The sequence below is a fragment of the Streptomyces sp. NBC_00691 genome (assembly GCF_036226665.1).
GTDB lineage: Bacteria > Actinomycetota > Actinomycetes > Streptomycetales > Streptomycetaceae > Streptomyces.
Genome location: NZ_CP109007.1, coordinates 4043966 through 4065195, shown reverse-complemented (window position 1 = coordinate 4065195; position 21230 = coordinate 4043966). Strand labels below are relative to the sequence as shown.

The window sequence follows — 21230 nt, the reverse complement described above, 5'->3', positions numbered from 1 at the left end:
GGTGTCGGGGCGGATCGGGGGCGGTTCGGGGCTCGTTCGACGTCGGCACGAGGCCCGTTCGGGAGTGGTCCCCGACGGTTCGGGGTGATGCATCCCTCTTCTTGCCCTCCCTCGCTCTTCTCCCTCTTCCTCCCGTTCATCCCTCTTCCTGACCTCTTCCCGGCCTCACCCGGACCTCTTCCCGGCCTCACCCGGACCGCTTCCCCGCCTCTTCCCGCCCTCTCCCGCACCCTGTTTCGCGCCGGCTTCCTTCCCGGCTCCGCTTCTCCTGGTGCCCCTCCCGCCCCTCCTTCCCCCTGCCGCGCATCTGTCCCTCCCTCACCTTGGTCTGCGTGAGCGGAGGCCAAACAACGGATGTGAATCCACGGTCTGCGACGTGCTAATCTTCTGATGTCGCCAGGCGCTCGCACCGCAAAGTGAGAGTGTCCGGAGCACACCCAATGCGCGGGTGGCGGAATAGGCAGACGCGCTGGATTCAGGTTCCAGTGCCCGAAAGGGCGTGGGGGTTCAACTCCCCCCTCGCGCACCAGTTCAACTCGGGAAACCGAGGAAACGGTCGGCATCGTGATCACGATGCCGACCGTTTCGTTTATCCCCCGATGTGCCGGTGGCCGTGATCAGGTGCGGGTCCGGTGGGAGCAGTCACGAGTGGGCTCGGGCGGATCGGTCGCGCGCGGCACCAGGTGGATCGTTCGTGCGGGGGACCGGGTGCCCTGAGTCGGCGCGGTGGTCGTCCGGCGCGGTGGTCGGACGCGATGTGAGGCAGCTCGCACAGGCGCGGATCGGGCTGTGGCCGGGGGCATGGGAAGAAGTGCGAGGAACGCGAAAGGGGCCCGGCTGATGCCGGGCCCCTTTCTTCTCGTAGCGGGGACAGGATTTGAACCTGCGACCTCTGGGTTATGAGCCCAGCGAGCTACCGAGCTGCTCCACCCCGCGTCGGTGATGCCACTCTACACAGGTCCGGGCCCGTCTTTTCCCGCCCACCATGACCAACGTCACATCGGCGGACCGCAGGTGGCGGCCGTCATCGGATTCCCGTCCGGTCGAGCGAGGACGTCGGTCCGTGCCCGGTGAGCCGCCGGGTGCTCCCCGGGCAGGCCCGGAGGCCAGGCGGAGGGAGTTCCTCCATGTGCGTCGGGTTCGCGGTCGGCCGCGCGTCCACGGCAGCTCGCGAGCTCGGGCAGTCCCTTCGCCGGAGCGCCGAGCCGGGTTCCGCGAGCGCGCCCCAGCTCTTCTCGACCGGAACCTCGGGGCCGATGCGGTGCAGTTGGTAGAGGTCGATGTGGTCCACGTCGAGCTGTCGCCGGCTCGCGTCGACGGCGGCGCGCAGATGCGCCGGCCTGCCGTCGCGGTGGCTCTTGTAGGTGGCCGGGTCGTCGACGACGAGCCCGCCCTTGGTGGCGAGCAGGGCCTTCTCGCGATGTCCCTTGAGCGCCTTGCCGACCAGCAGTGCGTTGGTGTGTCCCGGGGGAGCGACTTTTGTCGACGCGGGGTGCGACGAAAGAGGGACGACCCGGGGCCTGACCGCCGCCTACGGTGCGAGCGTGGACGTTATGCCGAAGTCGGGGACCCGGGGTTCGTACGGGATCGGGGCCGCGCTCGCCGCGGGGTGGGCGTGGTTCGCGGTGCCGGGGCAGTGGTCGGGGCGCAGGACCACCGGTGAGGTGGCACTCGCCGCGGTCGTCGCGCTGCTCGGCGCCGGGACCGAGGACCTCCTGGGCGGTGAGGGCTGGGTGCTGGGCCTGGTCGCCGCCGGTTCCGCCCTGCTGTCCCTCGTGCGGCGCAGACTTCCCGCCAGCGTGCTCGTCCTGACCGCGGGACTCACGCCCTTCGTGCCCGGCTTCGGCCCTCTGCTGCTGGTGGTCGGCTGGTCCTCCGGCCGGTACATCGCGGGGGCGGGCCGCGCGCTGGCCGCGTTCATCGCCGCCTTCGTCCTGAACGTCGGAGGGAGCCTCGTGGGGCCCTGGGAGGGCGGCCGGCTCCTCACCATCGCCCTCACGGCGACCCTCTACTACCTGGGCACCACCCTGGCCCCCGGGCTCGCCCACCGCTACTGGACCCAGCGACGGACCCTGCTGCACGCGCTCCAGGAGCGCAACGCCCAGCTGCTGAGGGAGCGGACCATGGTGGTCGGGCAGGCGCGGCTGCGGGAACGGCAGCGGATCGCCCAGGACATGCACGACAGCCTCGGCCACCAACTGGCCCTGATAGCCGTCCACACCGGAGCCCTGGAGGTGGACCGGGAGCTGAGCGCGCGCCAGCGCGAGGTCGTCGGCGTCCTGCGGAACGCCTCGGTGACCGCCATGCACGAGCTGCGGGAGGTCGTCGGGATCCTGCGCGACGGGATCGAGGCCCCCGACGGTTCGGCGGCCGCGCCCGGGCGGACCGGGGACGAGACGGGCCGCGCGGCGCGGGGGATCGCGGGCATCGAAGGGCTCGTGGAGGCGGCGCGCACGGCCGGCACCTCGGTCGGCCTGAGACGGTCGGGGGAGGAGCGGTCGCTCGCCCCGGCCGCCGACCACGCGGCGTACCGGATCGTGCAGGAGGCCCTCACCAACGCCTACAAGTACGCGCCGGGGGCGTCGATCGGTGTCGACCTGCGGTACGAGCCGGACACCTTCGTCGTCGAGGTCCTCAACGAGCAGCCCACGGACGAGCCCGCGAAGGACGTCGTGAGCGGCGGGCAGGGGCTCACCGGTCTCGCCGAGCGTGCCCGGCTGGTGGGCGGCATGTGTCATGCCGGTCCGGCCGACGGCGGCGGCTTCCGGGTGGCCGGGATGCTGCCCTACGGGGCCGCGCCGCTCGCGGAAGCGGCGCCTTTGGTCGATGCCGCCGACGACTTCCGGCAGCAGACCACGAAGCCGCTGGTGGGCGATGGTCGTCCGGTCGTGGTCGGACCGGCCGACTGGACTTTCACGGAGCGGGAGTTGGCGATGGCGGTGCGTGGGGGAAGAGGCAGAAGCACGGGCGGTTCGATCGCGCTGGGCTGCGGGATCGCGTTCGCGGCGCTCGTCCTGCTGGTGGTGGCGGCGGGTTTCGGTCTCTACTTCCTGATGGGGTCGGTGAAGGAGGGGATGATCGAGCCCGCGCAGTACGACGCGGTGAGGGTCGGGGCGTCGGAGAAGGAGGTGCGCGGCCAGCTCCCGTCCGGCGACACGATCGCCACCGCCGGCCTCGGCGGCAAGGGACCGGCGCAGCCGGAGGGCGCCGACTGCCTGGTGCTGATGTCCTCGGAGCTGAGCGAGACCTTCGAGAAGGAGCCTGTTTTCCGGTTCTGCTTCAAGGACGGCAAGCTGATCGAGAAGAAGTCGTACGAGGTCGAGGCGCGTTAGCGCCGACCCGCCCGTACCGGAGCCGTGGGGAGTAGCTGTGGCAGGGCAGCCCATCAGGGTCGTGATCGCCGACGACGAGCCGCTGATCAGGGCCGGGATCCGGATGATCCTCACCTCCGACCCGGAGATCGAGGTCGTCGCCGAGGCCGCCAACGGCAGGGAGGCGGTCGAGGCGGCCCGGGCGCACGCCGCCGACGTGGTGCTGCTCGACATCCAGATGCCGGTGCTCGACGGCCTCTCCGCGCTGCCGGAGCTGCGCCGTGCGGCGCCGACGGCCCGGGTGATCGTCCTGACCACCTTCGGGGAGCGGGACAACGTCCTGCGGACGCTGGAGCACGGGGGCGCCGGGTTCCTGTTGAAGGACACGGCGCCCGCGGAGCTGATCCGGGCGGTACGGGCCGCCGCGGCGGGCGACGCGTATCTGTCGCCGGCGGCGACCCGGCATGTCGTGGAGCGGCTCGCCACGGGTCGGGAGGCGGCCCGCGCCGAGGAGGCGCGGGGGCGGGTCGCGGGTCTGAGCGAGAAGGAGCGCGAGGTGCTGGCGCTGCTCGGTGAAGGGCTGTCCAACGCGGACGCGGGGAAGCGGCTGCACATGAGCGAGGCCACGGTGAAGACGTATGTGAGCCGGATCCTCGCCAAGCTGCACTGCGAGAACCGGGTCCAGGCGGCGCTGCTCGCACGGGACGCGGGGCTGTAGGAGTGGGCCGCGGCACGTTGATCACGGGCGGTCGGGGGCGCGGCGGCAGAGCAGACGGCGGGCGTCGCCGGTGTCCGGGGAGTTGTCCACAGACGGTTGTCCACAGGGGGAGACGGCCGCTCGGCCACGGCGGTACCGTCAGGCCGGATGATGTTGGACTTTCGTATCGGGGGAGGGCAGGCCATGGAAGACAACCAGGTCGTCGTGCCGGGACAGCGCGGCACGGACGGAGCCCCGGACGGCCCGGCCGCCGGCTCGGACGGCGTGCGCGTGCCGCACGTGCCGGGCTTCGCCCGCCGCGCCGCCATCGGCGGCAGGACCGCCGGGGCCTCCCCCAAGGAGCGCGGCAAGGCACTGCGCGAGCGCGTCCCGCGCTCCGCCCACCGGCAGCCCGCCCTCGCCGCCGACCGGCCCGACGCCGTCCGGGCCGTCGAGGAGTCGAACCGGGACCGCGTCCCCGAGCTCGCACCGATCCGGGTCGGCAGGATGGCGGCCAGCCCCTTCACGTTCCTGCGCGGAGCCGCCGGGCTCATGGCCCAGGACCTCGCCGGGACGCCCGTCACCGGGATCGCCGCCCAGCTGTGCGGTGACGCCCACGCCGCCAACTTCGGGCTCTACGGCGACGCGCGCGGCCGGCTCGTCATGGACCTCAACGACTTCGACGAGACCGTCGTCGGCCCCTGGGAATGGGACCTCAAGCGGCTCGCCACCTCCCTCGTCCTCGTCGGCCGGGAAGCGGGCGCGAGCGAGGACCTGTGCCGGGCCGCCGCCTTCGACACCGTCGGCGCCTACCGGCGCACCATGCGGCTGCTCGCCCGCCTCCCCTCCCTCGACGCGTGGAACGCCATCGCCGACGAGGAACTCGTCTCCCACACCGACGCCCGTGACCTCCTCGGCACCCTGGAGAGGGTCTCCGCCAAGGCCCGCAACAACACCAGCGCCCGGTTCGCCGCCCGCTCCACCGAAGCCGTCACCGACGCCGAGGGCGGCGGCCGCCGCTTCGTGGACGCTCCCCCGGTCCTGCGCCGGGTCCCCGACGCCGAGGCGGCCGCCGTCGCCGCCTCGCTGGGCCCCTACCTGGAGACCGTCTCCGAGGACCGGCTGCCGCTCCTCGCGCGGTACGCGGTCCACGACGTCGCCTTCCGGGTCGTCGGCACGGGCAGCGTCGGCACCCGTTCCTATGTCGTGCTCCTCCTCGACCACCGGGGCGAGGCACTCGTCCTCCAGGTGAAGGAGGCCCGTCCGTCCGCCCTGCTGCCCCATCTGCCGACCGCCGGCTTCGCCGTGCCGGACCCCGGCCACGCCGGGCGGCGCGTCGTGCTCGGGCAGAAGCGCATGCAGGTCGTGAGCGACATCCTGCTCGGATGGACCACGGTCGAAGGGCGCCCCTTCCAGGTCCGCCAGTTCCGCAACCGCAAGGGCAGCGTCGACCCCGCCGCGCTCACCGTGGACCAGGTCGACGACTACGGCCGGATGACCGGGGCCCTGCTCGCCCGCGCCCACGCCCACAGCGCCGACCCGCGCCTGATAGCCGGGTACTGCGGGAAGAACGAGGAGTTCGACGAGGCCGTCGCCGAGTTCGCCGTCTCCTACGCGGACCGCACCACCGCCGATCACGCCGACCTGCTCACCGCCGTCCGGGCGGGCCGCATAGCGGCGGAACGGGGCGTCTGACCCGAGGCCCCGAGAAGGTCTGACCGACGCCCCGAGAAGGCCGGAGCCGGAAGGACCGTAGGCTGGGTGGGACGAGCCGGAACGAGGACGTGGGCGGGCGTAGACGTGAGCGTGCACCAGGGTGCGAACGAGGGTCCCGAGAGCGAGCTGCCTCAGGACGAGCCGTCGCCGAGCGAGCCGTCGCAGCAGGAGCCGGGCCGGGACGAGCCGCTCGCGGGCGAGGCGCCCCGGGACGAGCGGCCCGAGGCGCGGCTCGAGCGGGCCGTGCGGGTGGCCGAGCAGGCGTTGATCGAGTTCGAGATCGCCGTCGAGACCTTCCGTGTCGAGGTGGACAACTTCTCGCGGCTCCACCACCAGAAGCTCGGACCGATGTACGCGCGGCTCGACGAACTCGATGCCCGGATCGCCGAGGCACGGGCGGCGCGGACCGGTGACCCGGAGGATCTGCGGCGTGCCCAGGAGGCGCGGGCCGCGGTCATGCCGATGCCCGGGGTGGACGAGCTGTTCCACGACTGGATCGATTCCGACGGCTTCTCCCCCGAGGCCGAGGCCATGCTCACCGACCGTCCGGTGCGGCCGCCCAAGCGGGTCCGCCCCAACGAGGAGGTCCGCAGGCTCTACCGGGAGCTGGCCCGTAAGGCCCACCCCGACCTGGCGCGCGAGGAGGACGAGCGGAAGCGGCGCGAGGAGTTCATCACCCGGGTGAACGCCGCCTACGCCCGCGGGGACGAGGCCGTCCTCCGTGAGCTGTCCGCCGAGTGGGAGGCCGGTCCCGTGCCGGCCGAGGAGCGGCTCAGCGAGAGCGAGGAGCTGTACGCGCGCCTCGAATGGCTGGCGCAGCGCAAGGACATGCTGTCGACGCTGGCGCGCGAGCTGGAGGAGAGCGCCATCGGCGCGATGCTGCGGATGGCGCCGGAGGACCCGGACCGTCTCCTGGAGGAGATCGCGGAGCAGCTGCTCGCGCAGGTATCCGAGCGGGAGAGCGAGCTGGCCGGGCTGGTGCAGTAGGTTTTTCCGTGCGCTCGACACCCTTCGGGCGGTACTGATCGAGAGAAGGCCGGTCCCATGAATTTCTCCCCTCTGCCCTCGGTGGACGCGGCTTCCGTGCCGGCGGATGCCCTGGTGCTGGACGTCAGGGAGGACGACGAGTGGGCGGCCGGGCATGTCGAGGGTGCGCTGCACGTGCCGATGAGCGACTTCGTGGGCCGCTTCGGTGAGGTGACCGAGGCGGTGGCCGAGCGTGGTCGCGCCTATGTGATGTGCCGGGTGGGTGGCCGGTCGGCGCAGGTCACCCAGTACCTGGTGCAGCAGGGCTTCGACGCGGTGAACGTCGACGGCGGCATGCTCGCCTGGGACGGCGCCGGGCGCCCGATGGTGACGGGCACCGGGAACCCGGCCTTCGTTCTCTGACCTTCCCGGGTTCTCTGACCTTCCCGGGCTCTCTCGGCCTCGGACCGCTCCGGCGGGTCTCAGTCGAGGGGGTGGGCGGCCAGGAGGTCGCCCAGGGCGTCCTCGTGAGCCGCGGCGGGGCCGAGCGACAGTTCCAGATGCTTGGCCCAGGCGTGGAAGCGGTGCAGCGGGTAGTCGGTGTCGGCGCCGAAGCCGCCATGCAGATGCTGAGCGGTCTGCACCACCCGTCGTACGCCTTCGGAGGCCCAGATCTTCGCGACGGCGATGTCTCCTTCGGCGGGCAGCGCCCCTTCGGCTCCGCTGGAGAGCCGCCACGCCGCCTGCCAGAGGGTGACCTCCATGGCGCGCAGGTCGATGTAGCGGTCGGCGGTCTGGACGGCGACGGCCTGGAAGGTGGCGACGGGGTGGCCGAACTGTTCGCGTTTTCCGGTGTACTGGCTCGTCATGGTGAGGACGGCCTCACCGAGGCCGAGGGCGAGCGCGCAGGTGCCGGTGGTGAGGAGTCCGCGCAGCAGGCCCCAGGCGCCTTCGGCGTCGATGACGTCGGCGCTGTCGAGGCGGACGGCGTCGAGCCGTAGTTCCGCGAGGAGTTCGCCACTGGTGGAGTACTGCGCGGTGAGGGCCAGTCCGTCGTGCGCGCGGGGCAGCAGGGCGAGGACGGTGGCGCCGTCGGGGGTGTGCGCGGGTACGGCGATGAGGTCGGCGCCGTGGGCCCAGGGGACGGCGGTCTGCAGGCCGTCGAGGATCCAGTCGGTGCCGTCGCGGTGTGCGGTGACGGCGCGTTCGGCGGGGTCGTGGCCGGTGCGTCCCTGGGAGGCCGCGGTGAGGACGAGTTCGCCGCGGCTCACGCGGGGGAGCAGGGCGGCGGCCGTCTTCGGGGGTGCGTACCGCTCGACGGTCATGGCGACGGCGCTGGTCTCCAGGAGGGGGACGCGGGCCAGGACGCGGGCCGATTCGCGCAGGACGAGGCAGAGGGCGACGGGGTCGAGTCCGCCGCCGCCGTGCTCCTGGGACACCACGAGGCCGAGGAGGTCGGCGGTGGCGAGGCGGGACCAGAGCGGTCGGTCGAGGTCCTCGGACACGGCGCCCGGGGTGAGGGCGGGGCTCGGTACGGCGTCGGGCGTGACGCCGGAGAAGACCGCCTTGGCGGCCTCGACGGCCGCCTGCTGCTCTTCGGTGAAGGTGAAGTCCACTGCCCTGCCCTCCCGTTGTGTCCCTGTTGGTCCTGACGGATCGTCAAGATAGAACAGGTTCTAGTGGAAGGGAATGGCGGCGCCGCACTTGGGTCGGGGTGCGGCGCCGGTTCCTCTCGGGTCAGCGGTCGAAGTCCAGCTCCACGTCCGGGGTGACCGGGTGGGACTGACAGGCCAGCACGTATCCGGCTTCGGTCTCCTCCGGTTCCAGCGCGAAGTTGCGGTCCATCCGCACCTCTCCGCCGACGAGGAAGGCACGGCAGGTGCCGCACACTCCGCCCTTGCAGGCGTACGGCGCGTCGGCGCGGGAGCGGAGCACCGTGTCGAGGAGGCTCTCGCCGCGGTCGACCGGCCAGGTGCCGGACCGGCCGTGCAGGGTCGCGGTCAGGGTGGCGTGCGCGGGGGTCTCGGCGGTGGGGACCGGGGTGGGCGCGGAGCCGTCGTCGACGTGGAAGATCTCCTGGTGGATCCGGCCGCGGTCGACCCCGAGGCCGCGCAGGGCCTGTTCGGCTCCCTGGACGAGTCCGAAGGGGCCGCAGAGGAACCAGCCGTCGATGGTCTCGACGGGCAGCAGCGAGGGCAGGAGCGTGGCGAGCCGCTCGCGGTCGAGCCGGCCGGACGGCAGACCCGCCTGCTGTTCCTCCCGGGAGAGGACGGTGACCAGCTGGAAGCGGTCGGGGTAGCGGTCCTTCAGGTCGGCGACCTCGTCGAGGAACATCGTGGACGCGGCGGTGCGGTCGCTGCGGATCAGGCAGAACCGGGCCTCGGCCTCACGGGCGAGCAGGGTGGCCGCGATCGACAGGACGGGGGTGATGCCGCTGCCGCCGACGACGGCCGCGAAGTGGCCGGGGCGGGGGGCGAGCGAGAAGCGGCCCATCGGTTCCATGACCTCGACCAGGTCGCCGACGGCCAGCTCCTTGAGGGCGTACGTCGAGAAGGCGCCGCCGTCGACGAGCCGGATGCCGACGCGCAGGACGGGGACCTGGCCGACGGGCGTGGCGGGGGCGCAGATCGAGTACGTGCGCCGGATCTCCTCCCCCTGCTCGCCGGTGCGGCGCAGGGCGAGGTGCTGGCCGGGGAGGTGCCGGTACGTCTCGTGGAGCTCGGGCGGGACCGCGAAGGTGACCGCCACGGAGTCGTCCGTGAGCCGCTCGACCTCGCTCACCCTGAGGGGATGGAACCCGGCCCGTCCGCCGGCCCGGGCGCCCACGCCTGAGGACTCCATCTACAGCTCCTTGAAGTGGTCGAACGGTTCGCGGCAGGCGGTGCAGCGGCGCAGGGCCTTGCACGCGGTGGAGGAGAAGCGGCTGAGGAGTTCGGTGTCGGTGGAGCCGCAGTTCGGGCAGCGGATCGCCAGGGTCAGCGGGATCGGGCCGCCGGCCGGGCCCTGGGGCCGGGGCGGTGCGACGCCGAACTCGGCGAGCTTGCGCCGTCCTTCCTCGCTGATGTCGTCGGTGGACCAGGCGGGCGCGAGGACCGTGACGACGGAGACGTCGGCGACTCCGTGCTCGTGGAGCGCGCGCTCGATGTCCGAGGACATGGTCTCGACGGCGGGGCAGCCCGTGTACGTCGGGGTGAGAGCGACCTCGACCCGGCCGGGTCCCGTGACGTGGACGCCGCGCAGGACACCGAGCTCCGCCAGGGTGAGGACGGGCAGCTCGGGGTCGAGGACGGCGCCGGCGATCCGGCTCAGCTCCTCCTCGAGGGCCGTCATGGTCACCATGTCGCCCCCGGGTGGCTGCGGTGCAGGTGCTGCATCTCGGCGATCATCCGACCGAAGGACTCGGTGTGCAGACCCTGGCGGCCGGCGCCCGCGGCCCAGGCGCCGGTGCGCGGCCCCTCGGGCACGGTGAGCGTGGCCCTGCCGAGGACATCGGTCACCGAGGCCAGCCAGGCGCTCTCCATGGCCGCGTGGTCCACGTCGAGTCCCTCGACGGGCTGGAACAGCTCGCCCGTGTACCGCCAGAGGGCGTCGCAGGCCCGCTGCATGCGGCGGTGGCTCTCGTCGGTGCCGTCACCGAGGCGCAGCGTCCAGTGCTCCGCGTGGTCCTGGTGGTAGGCGACCTCCTTGACGGCCTTGGCCGCGAGGCCGGTGAAGGGTCCGTCGCCGGAGGCCAGCTCCGCGTACAGCAGGCGCTGGTAGGTGGAGAAGTAGAGCTGCCGGGCGATGGTGTGGGCGAAGTCGCCGTTCGGCTGTTCGACCAGCTGGGCGTTCCGGAAGGAGCGCTCCTCGCGGAGGTACGCCAGTTCGTCCTCGTCGCCGACGAGGGAGAGCAGGACGCGGGCCTGGCCGAGGAGGTCGAGCGCGATGTTGGCCAGGGCCACCTCCTCCTCCAGGACGGGGGCGGAGCCCGCCCACTCCCCCAGACGGTGGGAGAGGACGAGGGCGTCGTCGCCGAGGGCGAGGGCGGCGCCGGTGAGCGCGGCGGCCCCGCTGGTGGCCGGGGTGGTGCTCACAGGTGCTTCACCCCCTCCGGGATCTCGTAGAACGTCGGGTGGCGGTAGGGCTTGTCCGCGGCCGACTCGAAGAAGGGGTCCTTCTCGTCGGGCGAGGAGGCGGTGATCTCCGCGGAGGGCACGACCCAGATCGACACGCCCTCGCTCCTGCGGGTGTACAGGTCACGGGCGTTGCGCAGGGCCATCTCCGCGTCGGGTGCGTGGAGACTGCCCGCGTGGGTGTGGGACAGCCCGCGGCGGGAGCGCACGAACACCTCCCACAGCGGCCAACCGTCGCTCGTCATGCCTGTGCCTCCCCGTGCTTGCCGGTGTGCTGGTGCTGCTCGGCGTGGTGCTTGTCCACGCGGTGCTTCTCGGCGTGGGCCGCCGCGGCCTCTCTGACCCAGGCGCCGTCCTCGTGGGCCTGGCGCCGACGGCTCAGCCGCTGGTCGTTGCAGGGGCCGTTGCCCTTGAGGACGTCCCAGAACTCGGCCCAGTCGATGGCGCCGAAGTCGTAGTGCCCGCGCTCCTCGTTCCACCGGAGGTCGGGGTCGGGGAGGGCGAGTCCGAGGGCCTCGGCCTGGGGCACGGCGATGTCGACGAAGCGCTGGCGCAGCTCGTCGTTGGTGTGCCGCTTGATCTTCCAGGTCATCGCCTGCGCGGTGTGGGTGGACTCGTCGTCCGGCGGGCCGAACATCATCAGCGAGGGCCACCACCAGCGGTCCACGGCGTCCTGCGCCATGGCGTGCTGGGCCTCGGTGCCGCGGGAGAGGGCGAGCAGCGCCTCGTACCCCTGGCGCTGGTGGAAGGACTCCTCCTTGCAGACCCTGACCATCGCGCGGGCGTACGGCCCGTAGGAGCAGCGGCACAGCGGGACCTGGTTGGTGATCGCGGCGCCGTCCACCAGCCAGCCGATCGCGCCGACGTCGGCCCAGGTCAGCGTGGGGTAGTTGAAGATCGAGGAGTACTTCTGGCGGCCCGAGTGGAGCTTGTCGAGCAGCTCGTCGCGGCTGGTGCCGAGGGTCTCGGCCGCGCTGTACAGGTACAGGCCGTGGCCGGCCTCGTCCTGGACCTTGGCCATGAGGATCGCCTTGCGCCGCAGCGAGGGCGCGCGGGTGATCCAGTTGGCTTCCGGCTGCATGCCGATGATCTCGGAGTGGGCGTGCTGCGCGATCTGCCGGACGAGCGAGGCGCGATAGGCCTCGGGCATCCAGTCGCGCGGCTCGATCCGCTCGTCGGCGGCCACTGCGGCGTCGAACACGGCCTCGTAGGCGGCCTGCTCCGCCGCCACGGCCGCATCCGACACGCCGGGCGCGCCCGTGGTCTCTGCCGTCCCTGCCGTCACTGCGGTCATCGGACTCCCTACCGACCGATCGTTCGGTTGAATGACTTCAATGGTGAGTCGGCGGCCCGTATGGTGTCAACCCTGTGGATAACCGAGGTGGGCCGATCGGGATCGGGGCGGGATGGACGCGTACGTCGAAAAGGGCGCCGCTGACGTGGACGACGGCCCCGACGCGTCGCCCGCGGCGGACCGCGCGGGGGCCGGGATCATGGCCCTGTCGATGCCCTACCAGGTCGTCCTCGCCGTGGCGCTCGCCGTCGCCGCCGTCCTCGCCGGCGTCCATCTGGCGATGGTGTTCCTGCACGTCGCCCCGTCCAACACGCTGACCAAGCGGCACGGGCAGGCCGTCGACGACTGGGTCTATCCCGAGTTCGAACAGAACTGGAAGCTCTTCGCGCCCAACCCGCTCCAGCAGAACGTCTCCGTCGAGGTCCGGGCCGAACTCGCCGCCGCCGACGGCAGCCGCCGCACCACCGGCTGGATCGACCTCACCGCCCAGGACACCGAGGCGATCCGGCACAACCCGATGCCCAGCCACGCCCAGCAGAACGAGCTCCGGCGGGCCGTGGACTTCTACCTCAACTCGCACTCCGACGACCACACCCCCAACGGGATGCGCGGCCGCCTCTCGGAGGAGTACATGCGCCGGATCGCGATGCTGCGCCTCGCGGACCGGCCCGGTCAGGTGGAGCGCGTCCAGCTGCGCACCGTCACCCGGGCGGTCGGCTCCCCCGGGTGGAGCTCCGAGAAGACCGACACGGCGCCCTCCTACCGCGACTTCCCGTGGTGGCCGGTCACCGACGCCGACCGGCCCACCGGGGCCGACCGAAGCCGCGCGGAGGCGGGCCGATGAGCACCCCCAGCCCCAGCCCGAGCCCCACACCTTCCCCCAGCCCCACGCCTGCCCCCGCTCCTGCCTCCGCCGCCTCCACGCCCGCGCGTGGCCGGGCCCGCGAGCCCTTCGACCGCCGGCTCGCCCGCGCCGTCCAGAACGTCACGGGGCGCTCCCTGGGGCCGTACCAGACCGCGATCGTGCGGATCGGCTTCTCGCTGACCTGGCTGGTCTTCCTGCTGCGCGAGCTGCCGTTCCGGCACGAGCTGTACGGCCCCGACGGCCCCTGGTCCTGGGAGATGGCCCGCCGGCTGATCGCCGACAACCGGTCCTTCACCGTGCTCATGTGGTCGGACGGCCGGCTCTGGTTCGAGCTCGTCTACGGGCTCGCCGTGCTCTCGGCCGTGCTGCTCCTGCTCGGCTGGCGCACCCGCGCCGTGTCGGTGGTCTTCATGGTCGGTGTGCTCTCGCTGCAGAACCGGTCCGTCTTCGTCGGCGACGGCGGCGACAACGTCCTCCACCTCGCTTCGATCTACCTCGTGCTGACCCGCTGCTCCCAGGTGTGGTCCCTCGACGCCCGGCGGGCCGCCCGCGAGGCCCGTGCCACGGCCGCCGGTGAGCCCCCGCGGCACGACCGCGTCGGTCCCCTCCTGTGGACGGTGCTCGGCGGCTTCCTTCTCGCCGCCACCTGGTTCAGCCAGGTCACCGGCGAATGGTGGCTGCCGGTGCTGCTCTGGGTCCTGTGGCTGGGGAACGGTCTGTGGTGGCTGGTGTCCCGGTTCGCGCCCGGGGAGCCGCGCACGCTGCTCGACGCCCTGGCGAACCTCGCGCACAACGCCGCCCTCGTCGTGATCATGGCGGAGGTCTGTCTGATCTACGCCACGGCCGGCTGGTACAAGATCCAGGGCTCGCGCTGGCAGGACGGCACCGCGCTGTTCTACCCGCTCCACCTCGACTACTTCACGCCCTGGCCCGCCCTCTCCGAGCTGCTCGGGGCCAGCGGGGTCATGGTGATGCTGCTGACCTACGGCACGGTCATCGTGCAGGTCGCCTTCCCGTTCACGCTCTTCCACCGCAAGGTCAAGAACGTCCTGCTCGTCGCGATGATGCTGGAGCACGCCGGGATCGCGCTGCTCCTGGGGCTGCCGGTCTTCTCACTCGCGATGATCTCCGCCGACGCCGTGTTCCTGCCGACGACGTTCCTGGTGGCTCTCGGCGCCCTGGCCGCGCGGGGCAGGGACCGGCTGTGGCGCCGGACACCCGCCGGGGCGCTGCCCGAGCAGCGCCGTACGGGTGAGGAGGACAGTCCCCGTACCCTCGTCGGGTGAGCACCACCGAAGAGACGGCAGCGCCCGAGGCGTCGGAGCCGGTCCAGTACGACGAGGGTTTCGGCCCCGAGATCGGCGTCGGTCCGCACCCCGAGCCGTGGCCCGAGGGCGAGCGGTACGACCCCGAGCTGCTCGCCGGGGGCGACCGGCGCAATGTCGTGGACCGCTACCGGTACTGGACGCGGGAGGCGGTGGTCGCCGACCTGGACACCCGGCGCCACGACTTCCACGTGGCCGTGGAGAACTGGGGCCACGACTTCAACATCGGTTCGGTGGTACGGACGGCCAACGCGTTCCTGGCGAAGGAGGTCCACATCGTGGGCCGGCGGCGCTGGAACCGGCGAGGCGCCATGGTCACCGACCGCTACCAGCACGTCCGGCACCACCCGGACACCGAGTCGCTGACCTCGTGGGCGGCGGCCGAGGGCATCCCCGTCATCGGCATCGACAACCTGCCGGGCGCCGTACCGCTGGAGCGGACCGTGCTGCCCCGCCGCTGTGTGCTGCTCTTCGGGCAGGAGGGCCCGGGACTCACCGAGGAGGCCCGCGCCCATGTGCGGATGGTCTGCTCGATCGCCCAGTTCGGCTCGACCCGCTCGATCAACGCGGGAGCGGCCGCCGCCATCGCCATGCACGCGTGGGTCCAACGGTACGCGGAGATCGAGACGCCCCCGGGCCCCTGACGCGCCAGGGGGTGTCCCTTCCGGATCTTGCCTGACCCGCGACCTGGTCCCCCCGGTGGGCGAGGTCCGTGCCCGGGGAGCCGCGCGGAGGCCCTGGGAGCCTCCACGCGGGTGTGCCTCAGGCCTGGCGGCGGACCTCCACCACCCGGAAGCGGTTGGAGACGAAGGCGCCGTCGCACAGGGCCGCGTTCGCCGCCGGGTTGCCGCCGGAGCCGTGGAAGTCGGAGAACGCGGCGGTCTGGTTCACATAGACCCCGCCCGTGAGGTTCAGCGACAGCTGCGCCGACTCCTCCAGGCAGACCTCCTCCACCGCGCGCTCGACGTCCGCCGAGGTCGTGTAGGCCCCGACCGTCATCGCGCCCTTCTCGCGGACCGTGCGCCGCAGCAGCTCCAGGGCATCGGCGGTGGAGTCCACCGAGACGGCGAAGGAGACCGGGCCGAAGCACTCCGAGAAGTACGCGGCCTGGGCGTCCGGCTTTGAACCGTCCAGCTTCACGACCACCGGCGTGCGGACCACGGCGTCCGGGTACTCCGGGTTGACGACCTCGCGGGAGGCGAGCGCCACCTCGCCGAGGTCGGCGGCGGCCTCAAGCCGCGCCTTCACGTCCGGGTTGACCAGGGCGCCCAGCAGACCGTTCGCCCGGGCGTCGTCACCGAGCAGACCGCCGACGGCCGCGGCGAGGTCGGCGACGACCTCGTCGTATGACTTGGGGCCCTGGTCGGTGGCGATGCCGTCGCGGGGGATCAGCAGGTTCTGCGGGGTGGTGCACATCTGGCCGCTGTACAGGGACAGGGAGAAGGCCAGGTTGGCGAGCATCCCCTTGTAGTTGTCGGTGGAGTCGACCACCACCGTGTTGACGCCGGCCTTCTCGGTGTAGACCTGCGCCTGGCGGGCGTTGGCCTCCAGCCAGTCGCCGAAGGCGGTCGAGCCTGTGTAGTCGATGATCCGGATCTCGGGGCGCACGGCCAGGGTCTTGGCGATGCCCTCGCCCGGACGCTCGACGGCGAGCGCGACCAGGTTCGGGTCGAAGCCGGACTCGGCGAGCACCTCGCGGGCGACCCGCACGGTCAGTGCGAGCGGGAGAACGGCGCGCGGGTGCGGCTTGACCAGCACCGGGTTGCCGGTGGCGAGGGAGGCGAACAGGCCCGGGTAGCCGTTCCACGTGGGGAAGGTGTTGCAGCCGATCACCAGGGCGATGCCGCGGCCGACCGGGGTGAACTCCTTGCTCAGCTCCAGGGGGTCCCGCTTGCCCTGCGGCTTGGACCAGTCGGCCCGGCCGGAGGGGGTGCGCGTCTGCTCCGCGTACGCGTACGCCACGGCCTCCAGGCCGCGGTCCTGGGCGTGCGGGCCACCGGCCTGGAACGCCATCATGAACGCCTGGCCGCTGGTGTGCATGACGGCGTGGGCGAACTCGTGGGTGCGGGCGGAGATCCGGGCGAGGATCTCCAGGCAGACCAGGGCGCGGGTCTCGGCCCCGGCGTCGCGCCAGGCACCCGTACCCGCGCGCATCGCGGGGAGCAGGACGTCGATGTCGGCGTGCGGGTACTCGATGCCGAGCTCGGGGCCGTACGGCGAGGTCTCGCCGCCGGTCCAGCCGTCCGTGCCGGGCTGGTCGAGCTCGAAGCGGGTGTCGAGCAGGGCCTGGTGGGCGGCGAGACCGGCCGCCGCGTCGAGCGAACCGTCCTCCCCGTACGCCTTCGGGTGCTCGGGGTACGGCGACCAGTAGGCACGGGTCCGGATGGTGTCGAGCGCCTGGTCGAGCGTGGACCGGTGCTTCTCGGCCAGTCGGTCGGTGGTCGGCAGAGCGGTGGCCATGGGTGGACCAACTCCTCGTCGAGCTGGGCAGGGAGACACGTACGGAGTTAGAGTAACCGAACGATCGGTCGGGACAAGGGGGCCTGTCGATCCTGTGGAAAACCCATCGGGGAGGATCACTCCTATGAGCGCCAACGTGACCGTCAGGGGGAGCGACGACGTGACCGCCAGTGAGCCTGCCGCCGCCGTGGAGGCATCCGAAGCCGTAGCCGCCACGGGCCCGGGGCCCGTCGGTCGGGACCGCACCGTCGCCGTCGTCGGCACCGGCACCATGGGCCAGGGCATCGCTCAGGTCGCGCTGGTCGCCGGACACTCCGTGCGCCTCTACGACAGCGCCCCCGGCCGCGCGGAGGAGGCCGTGTCCGCCCTCACCGCACGCCTCGACCGGCTCGTGGAGAAGGGGCGCCTCGACGCCACCGCGCGCGAGGCGGCCGGCGGACGGCTGTACGCCGCCCAGGACCTCGGGGAGCTCGCGGACGCGGCGCTCGTCGTCGAGGCGATCGTCGAGCTGCTGCCCGTGAAGCAGCAGCTCTTCGCCGACCTGGAGAAGGTCGTCGGAGACGACACCGTCCTCGCCACCAACACCTCCTCGCTCTCCGTCACCGCCATCGCGGGAGGCCTGCGCGTCCCCGGCCGGTTCGTCGGACTGCACTTCTTCAACCCGGCGCCGCTGCTGCCCCTCGTCGAGGTCGTCAGCGGCTTCGCCACCGAGCCGGACGTCGCCACGCGCGCGTACGAGACGGTGAAGGGCTGGGGCAAGACCCCCGTGCGCTGCGCGGACACCCCCGGTTTCATCGTCAACCGGGTCGCCCGCCCCTTCTACGCGGAGGCGCTCCGGGTCTTCGAGGAGGGCGCGGCCGACCCCGCGACCATCGACGCGGCCCTGCGCGAGTGCGGCGGCTTCAGGATGGGCCCGTTCGAGCTGACCGACCTCATCGGCCAGGACGTGAACGAGGCCGTCACCCGCTCCGTCTGGGAGTCCTTCCACCAGGACCCGAAGTTCACGCCCTCGCTCGCGCAGCGGCGGCTCGTGGAGTCGGGGCGCCTCGGCCGCAAGACGGGCCACGGCTGGTTCTCGTACGCGGAGGGCGCCGAGCGGCCCGTACCCCACACGGCGGCCCCGGCGCCGGCGCCGGAGAAGATCGCCGTACGGGGCGGCCTCGGGCCCGCGGAGCCGCTGATCGGGCTCTTCGAGGAGGCCGGGATCACCGTCCGGCGCAAGGGCGGCAACGGGTACATCCTGCTGCCGGGCGGCGGCAGGCTCTGCCTCGTCGACGGCGAGACCTCCTTCGAGTACGACACCGACGAGATCATCTACTTCGACCTGGCGCTCGACTACGCGCGCGCGACCAGGATCGTGCTCTCCACCCGGGAGGGAACCTCGGACGAGACGCTCGCGGAAGCGGTCGGCCTCTTCCAGGCGCTCGGCAAGCAGGTGTCCGTGATCGGCGACGTGCCGGGCATGATCGTCGGCCGTACGGTCGCCATGCTGGCCGACCTCGCCGCCGACGCCGTCGCCCGGGGGGTCGCCACCGCCGAGGACGTGGACACGGCCATGCGGCTCGGCGTCAACTATCCGGCCGGCCCCCTGGAATGGGCCGGGACCGTGGGCCACGCGCGCGTGAGGGACCTCCTCGACGCGATGCACGACCGCTACCCCACGGGCCGGTACGCGCCGAGCCTGGCCACGGCACGCCGGGGCTGCGCCGAGGCCGCGGAGGACTCCCGATGACCACCGCCAAGCGCGACACCTACACCCCCGAGACGCTGCTGTCGGTCGCCGTGCGGGTCTTCAACGAGCGCGGCTACGACGGCACGTCCATGGAGCACCTCTCCAAGGCGGCCGGGATCTCCAAGTCGTCGATCTACCACCACGTGTCCGGCAAGGAGGAGCTGCTGCGGCGGGCGGTCAGCCGGGCGCTGGACGGCCTCTTCGCGATCCTCGACGAGCCGGACGCCGGGCGCGGCCGGGCCGTCGAGCGGGTCGAGTACGTCACGCGCCGCACGGTCGAGGTGCTCATCGCGGAGCTGCCGTACGTGACGCTGCTGCTGCGGGTGCGCGGCAACACCGGCACCGAGCGGTGGGCCATGGAGCGACGGCGCGAGTTCGACCACAAGGTGGCCGATCTGCTCAAGGCGGCCGCCGAGGAGGGCGACCTGCGGGCCGATGTGGACATCCGGCTGGCGACCCGGCTGCTCTTCGGCATGATCAACTCGCTGGTGGAGTGGTACCGGCCGCACCCGGACGCGACGGCGGAGCGGGAGCAGCTCGCCGAGACCGTCGCGCATCTGGCCTTCGACGGGCTGCGCACGGCCCGCCAGGGTCCCGTGGGACCCCGCTGACACCGCTGCCCGGCCCCGTCGGCTCTCCGCGGCCCCGCGGAGAGCTCTGACGGCCTCACGGGGCACGCGTCGTCACGGGGCGCGCCTCATCATCACGCGTGCGGGCTCCGCGCGCGTCGTCACGCGTGCGGGCTCACGCGTGCGGGTCCGTGTTCAGGTCCGTCTCCTCGAACACCAGCAGGGTGCGCGTGGACAGGACCTCGGGGATCGCCTGGATCCGGGTGAGCACCAGCTCGCGCAGCGTCCGGTTGTCCGGTGTGTGGACCAGCAGCAGGACGTCGAAATCGCCGCTGACCAGCGCGATGTGCGTGGCCCCCGGCAGCGCTCCGAGCTGCTCGCGGACGGTGCGCCAGGAGTTCTGGACGATCTTGAGCGTGATGTAGGCGGAGGCGCCGTGGCCCGCCCGCTCGTGGTTGACCCGCGCGCTGAAACCGCGGATCACCCCGTCGTCGATGAGCCGGTTGATGCGCGCGTAGGCGTTGGCCCGGGAGACGTGCACCCGCTCGGCGACGGAGCGTACCGAGGCGCGACCGTCCGTTTGCAGCAGTCGCAGGATGTCCCGGTCGATCGCGTCCAGCGGGCGTGCCGGAAGGGCGCCCGTCGGGGTGCCGATCGGGGCGCTCAGGGCCTCGCCGGGCACCTCGCTCCCGGTCCCGCGGAGCGTGCCGCCCGGGTCGCCGCCCGTGTCGTCGTCCGGAGCCCCGCTCCGGTCGACGGCCATTTGTTCATCCGCCATGTGCCCCCGCCTCTCTCCGGTGGACGACCTGTACTCATCCCAGGCTGTGGAGAACCGTTTGTCCACAGGCTGCAGGTGCCTGTAGCCAAAATGCCTCCACGACCGAACAATCGGTAGGTGAGGCGCGCCACACTCGCGCCACCCGCCTTCGGGTCTTATGCCCGCTCCCACGAGGAGGTGGACTCGTTGCAACAGCGCAGTTCGACAGTCCAAGAGCCGCCCGGTGCCGTTCCCGCCCACCGGCCCACCCCGCCGCCGGCGTGGCAGCCGCGTACCGACCCCACCCCGCTGCTGCCCGACACCGAGCCGCTGCGCGTGCTCGGCACGGACGCCGTGGCCGACGCCGACCCCGCGCTGCTGCTCCGGCTCTACGCGGAGCTGATCCGCGGCCGCCGGTACAACACGCAGGCCACCGCCCTCACCAAGCAGGGCCGGCTCGCCGTGTACCCGTCCACCCACGGCCAGGAGGCGTGCGAGATCGCCGCCGCCCTCGCCCTGGAGGAGCGGGACTGGCTCTTCCCCTCGTACCGCGACACCCTGGCCGCGGTCGCCCGTGGCCTCGACCCCGTACAGGCCCTGACGCTGCTGCGCGGCGACTGGCACACCGGGTACGACCCGCACGAGCACCGCATCGCGCCGCTCTCCACCCCGCTGGCCACCCAGCTCCCGCACGCGGTGGGCCTCGCCCACGCCGCCCGGCTCAAGGGCGACGACGTCGTCGCGCTCGCCATGGTCGGCGACGGCGGCACCAGCGAGGGCGACTTCCACGAGGCGCTGAACTTCGCGGCCGTCTGGCAGGCCCCGGTGGTCTTCCTCGTGCAGAACAACGGCTTCGCGATCTCCGTACCGCTCGCCAAGCAGACCGCCGCCCCGTCCCTGGCCCACAAGGCCGTCGGATACGGGATGCCCGGCCGGCTCGTCGACGGCAACGACGCGATCGCCGTCCACCAGGTCCTCACCGAGGCCGTGGCCCGCGCGCGGCGGGGCGGCGGCCCCACCCTCGTCGAGGCGATCACGTACCGGATCGACGCCCACACCAACGCCGACGACGCCACCCGCTACCGCGCGGCCGGCGAGGTCGAGACCTGGCGGGCGCACGACCCGATCCTGATCCTCGAACGGGAGCTGACCGAGCGGGGCCTGCTCGACGAGGACGGCAGGCGCGCGGCGGCCGAGGCCGCCGAGACGATGGCAGCGGAGCTGCGCGAGCGGATGAACGCCGAACCGGTGCTGAACCCGATGGACCTCTTCTCGCACGTGTACGCGGAGCAGACCTCGCAACTGCGGGAACAGGCGGCGCAGCTGCGCGCCGAGCTCGAAGCCGAGGGTGAGGCGTGATGACGACGGCGACGACCGGATCCACGGCGGACAGGACCGCCGGGGCCGGTAAGGGCGGCGGGGCCGG

The 21230-nt window shown here is 72.5% G+C and carries 20 protein-coding genes and 2 tRNA genes; 12 read left to right on the top strand and 10 right to left on the bottom strand.

The window, feature by feature from the left end; all coding sequences use genetic code 11:
• Positions 1-442: 442 nt before the first annotated feature.
• Positions 443-529: transfer RNA gene (locus tag OG392_RS18290), tRNA-Leu, on the top strand.
• A gap of 333 nt (positions 530-862) precedes the next feature.
• Here OG392_RS18290 and OG392_RS18285 read toward each other — a convergent pair.
• A tRNA-Met gene (locus tag OG392_RS18285) sits at positions 863-936 on the bottom strand.
• Between the two features lie 88 nt (positions 937-1024).
• Positions 1025-1447: an aldo/keto reductase gene (locus tag OG392_RS18280; protein ID WP_443055079.1), complete on the bottom strand. Its 423-nt coding sequence runs from the start codon at positions 1445-1447 to the stop codon at positions 1025-1027.
• A gap of 106 nt (positions 1448-1553) precedes the next feature.
• Here OG392_RS18280 and OG392_RS18275 point away from each other — a divergent pair, with 106 nt between their 5' ends.
• The 5 genes from OG392_RS18275 to OG392_RS18255 all read left to right on the top strand — a co-directional run bounded on the left by OG392_RS18275 (position 1554) and on the right by OG392_RS18255 (position 7113).
• The gene (locus OG392_RS18275) at positions 1554-3332 is read left to right on the top strand and encodes a sensor histidine kinase (RefSeq protein ID WP_329287347.1); all 1779 of its coding nucleotides are present in this window, start codon (positions 1554-1556) and stop codon (positions 3330-3332) included.
• 37 nt (positions 3333-3369) lie between these two features.
• Positions 3370-4029 (top strand): response regulator transcription factor, encoded by a 660-nt coding sequence (locus OG392_RS18270; RefSeq protein ID WP_329280694.1) that lies wholly within the window; start codon positions 3370-3372, stop codon positions 4027-4029.
• Between the two features lie 183 nt (positions 4030-4212).
• Positions 4213-5703 (top strand): DUF2252 domain-containing protein, encoded by a 1491-nt coding sequence (locus OG392_RS18265; protein WP_329280693.1) that lies wholly within the window; start codon positions 4213-4215, stop codon positions 5701-5703.
• A gap of 264 nt (positions 5704-5967) precedes the next feature.
• Entirely contained in the window at positions 5968-6711 is a 744-nt protein-coding gene (locus OG392_RS18260) for a hypothetical protein (protein ID WP_106975874.1), read from the top strand.
• A gap of 57 nt (positions 6712-6768) precedes the next feature.
• Entirely contained in the window at positions 6769-7113 is a 345-nt protein-coding gene (locus tag OG392_RS18255) for a rhodanese-like domain-containing protein (protein WP_329280691.1), read from the top strand.
• A gap of 59 nt (positions 7114-7172) precedes the next feature.
• Here OG392_RS18255 and OG392_RS18250 read toward each other — a convergent pair whose 3' ends face one another.
• The 6 genes from OG392_RS18250 to paaA all read right to left on the bottom strand — a co-directional run bounded on the left by OG392_RS18250 (position 7173) and on the right by paaA (position 12096).
• The gene (locus OG392_RS18250) at positions 7173-8306 is read right to left on the bottom strand and encodes an acyl-CoA dehydrogenase family protein (protein ID WP_329280688.1); all 1134 of its coding nucleotides are present in this window, start codon (positions 8304-8306) and stop codon (positions 7173-7175) included.
• A gap of 121 nt (positions 8307-8427) precedes the next feature.
• Positions 8428-9531: a 2Fe-2S iron-sulfur cluster-binding protein gene (locus OG392_RS18245; RefSeq protein ID WP_329280686.1), complete on the bottom strand. Its 1104-nt coding sequence runs from the start codon at positions 9529-9531 to the stop codon at positions 8428-8430.
• Positions 9532-10029: a 1,2-phenylacetyl-CoA epoxidase subunit PaaD gene (gene paaD, locus OG392_RS18240; RefSeq protein ID WP_329280684.1), complete on the bottom strand. Its 498-nt coding sequence runs from the start codon at positions 10027-10029 to the stop codon at positions 9532-9534. It abuts the gene before it with no gap.
• Positions 10023-10763 carry a 1,2-phenylacetyl-CoA epoxidase subunit PaaC gene (paaC, locus tag OG392_RS18235; RefSeq protein ID WP_329280683.1) on the bottom strand — a complete coding sequence of 247 codons (741 nt, stop codon included), beginning with the start codon at positions 10761-10763 and terminating at the stop codon, positions 10023-10025. Before paaC ends, paaD begins: the two co-directional genes overlap by 7 nt.
• On the bottom strand, positions 10760-11047 hold the full coding sequence (gene paaB / locus OG392_RS18230) for a 1,2-phenylacetyl-CoA epoxidase subunit PaaB (protein ID WP_329280680.1): 288 nt from the start codon (positions 11045-11047) through the stop codon (positions 10760-10762). The genes paaC and paaB overlap by 4 nt, the downstream gene beginning before the upstream one ends.
• The gene (gene paaA / locus OG392_RS18225; protein WP_329280678.1) at positions 11044-12096 is read right to left on the bottom strand and encodes a 1,2-phenylacetyl-CoA epoxidase subunit PaaA; all 1053 of its coding nucleotides are present in this window, start codon (positions 12094-12096) and stop codon (positions 11044-11046) included. Before paaA ends, paaB begins: the two co-directional genes overlap by 4 nt.
• Positions 12097-12208: 112 nt before the next feature.
• On the opposite strand from paaA, the gene OG392_RS18220 reads away from it, so the two are divergent.
• Genes OG392_RS18220 through OG392_RS18210 form a run of 3 tightly spaced genes read left to right on the top strand, consistent with a single transcriptional unit; the run spans position 12209 to position 14930 of the window.
• A complete protein-coding gene (locus OG392_RS18220) occupies positions 12209-12940 on the top strand; it encodes a DUF5819 family protein (protein ID WP_329280675.1) in 732 nt (243 codons plus the stop codon).
• Complete coding sequence (locus OG392_RS18215; RefSeq protein WP_443054807.1) at positions 12937-14247, top strand: HTTM domain-containing protein; 1311 nt, start codon at positions 12937-12939, stop codon at positions 14245-14247. The genes OG392_RS18220 and OG392_RS18215 overlap by 4 nt, the downstream gene beginning before the upstream one ends.
• Complete coding sequence (locus OG392_RS18210; RefSeq protein WP_329280673.1) at positions 14244-14930, top strand: TrmH family RNA methyltransferase; 687 nt, start codon at positions 14244-14246, stop codon at positions 14928-14930. The genes OG392_RS18215 and OG392_RS18210 overlap by 4 nt, the downstream gene beginning before the upstream one ends.
• A 118-nt stretch (positions 14931-15048) precedes the next feature.
• Here the strand turns inward: OG392_RS18210 and paaN are convergent, their stop codons facing one another.
• On the bottom strand, positions 15049-16746 hold the full coding sequence (gene paaN, locus OG392_RS18205; protein WP_329280671.1) for a phenylacetic acid degradation protein PaaN: 1698 nt from the start codon (positions 16744-16746) through the stop codon (positions 15049-15051).
• Between the two features lie 124 nt (positions 16747-16870).
• Here paaN and OG392_RS18200 point away from each other — a divergent pair, with 124 nt between their 5' ends.
• Both OG392_RS18200 and OG392_RS18195 read left to right on the top strand, forming a co-directional pair.
• Entirely contained in the window at positions 16871-18478 is a 1608-nt protein-coding gene (locus OG392_RS18200) for a 3-hydroxyacyl-CoA dehydrogenase (protein WP_329280668.1), read from the top strand.
• Complete coding sequence (locus OG392_RS18195; protein ID WP_329280666.1) at positions 18475-19089, top strand: TetR/AcrR family transcriptional regulator; 615 nt, start codon at positions 18475-18477, stop codon at positions 19087-19089. The genes OG392_RS18200 and OG392_RS18195 overlap by 4 nt, the downstream gene beginning before the upstream one ends.
• Positions 19090-19222: 133 nt before the next feature.
• On the opposite strand, the gene OG392_RS18190 is transcribed toward OG392_RS18195, so the two are convergent.
• Positions 19223-19825 (bottom strand): Lrp/AsnC family transcriptional regulator, encoded by a 603-nt coding sequence (locus OG392_RS18190; RefSeq protein ID WP_329280664.1) that lies wholly within the window; start codon positions 19823-19825, stop codon positions 19223-19225.
• Positions 19826-20002: 177 nt separating this feature from the next.
• Here OG392_RS18190 and pdhA point away from each other — a divergent pair, with 177 nt between their 5' ends.
• Entirely contained in the window at positions 20003-21163 is a 1161-nt protein-coding gene (gene pdhA / locus OG392_RS18185) for a pyruvate dehydrogenase (acetyl-transferring) E1 component subunit alpha (protein WP_329280662.1), read from the top strand.
• The last annotated feature ends 67 nt before the right edge of the window (positions 21164-21230 follow it).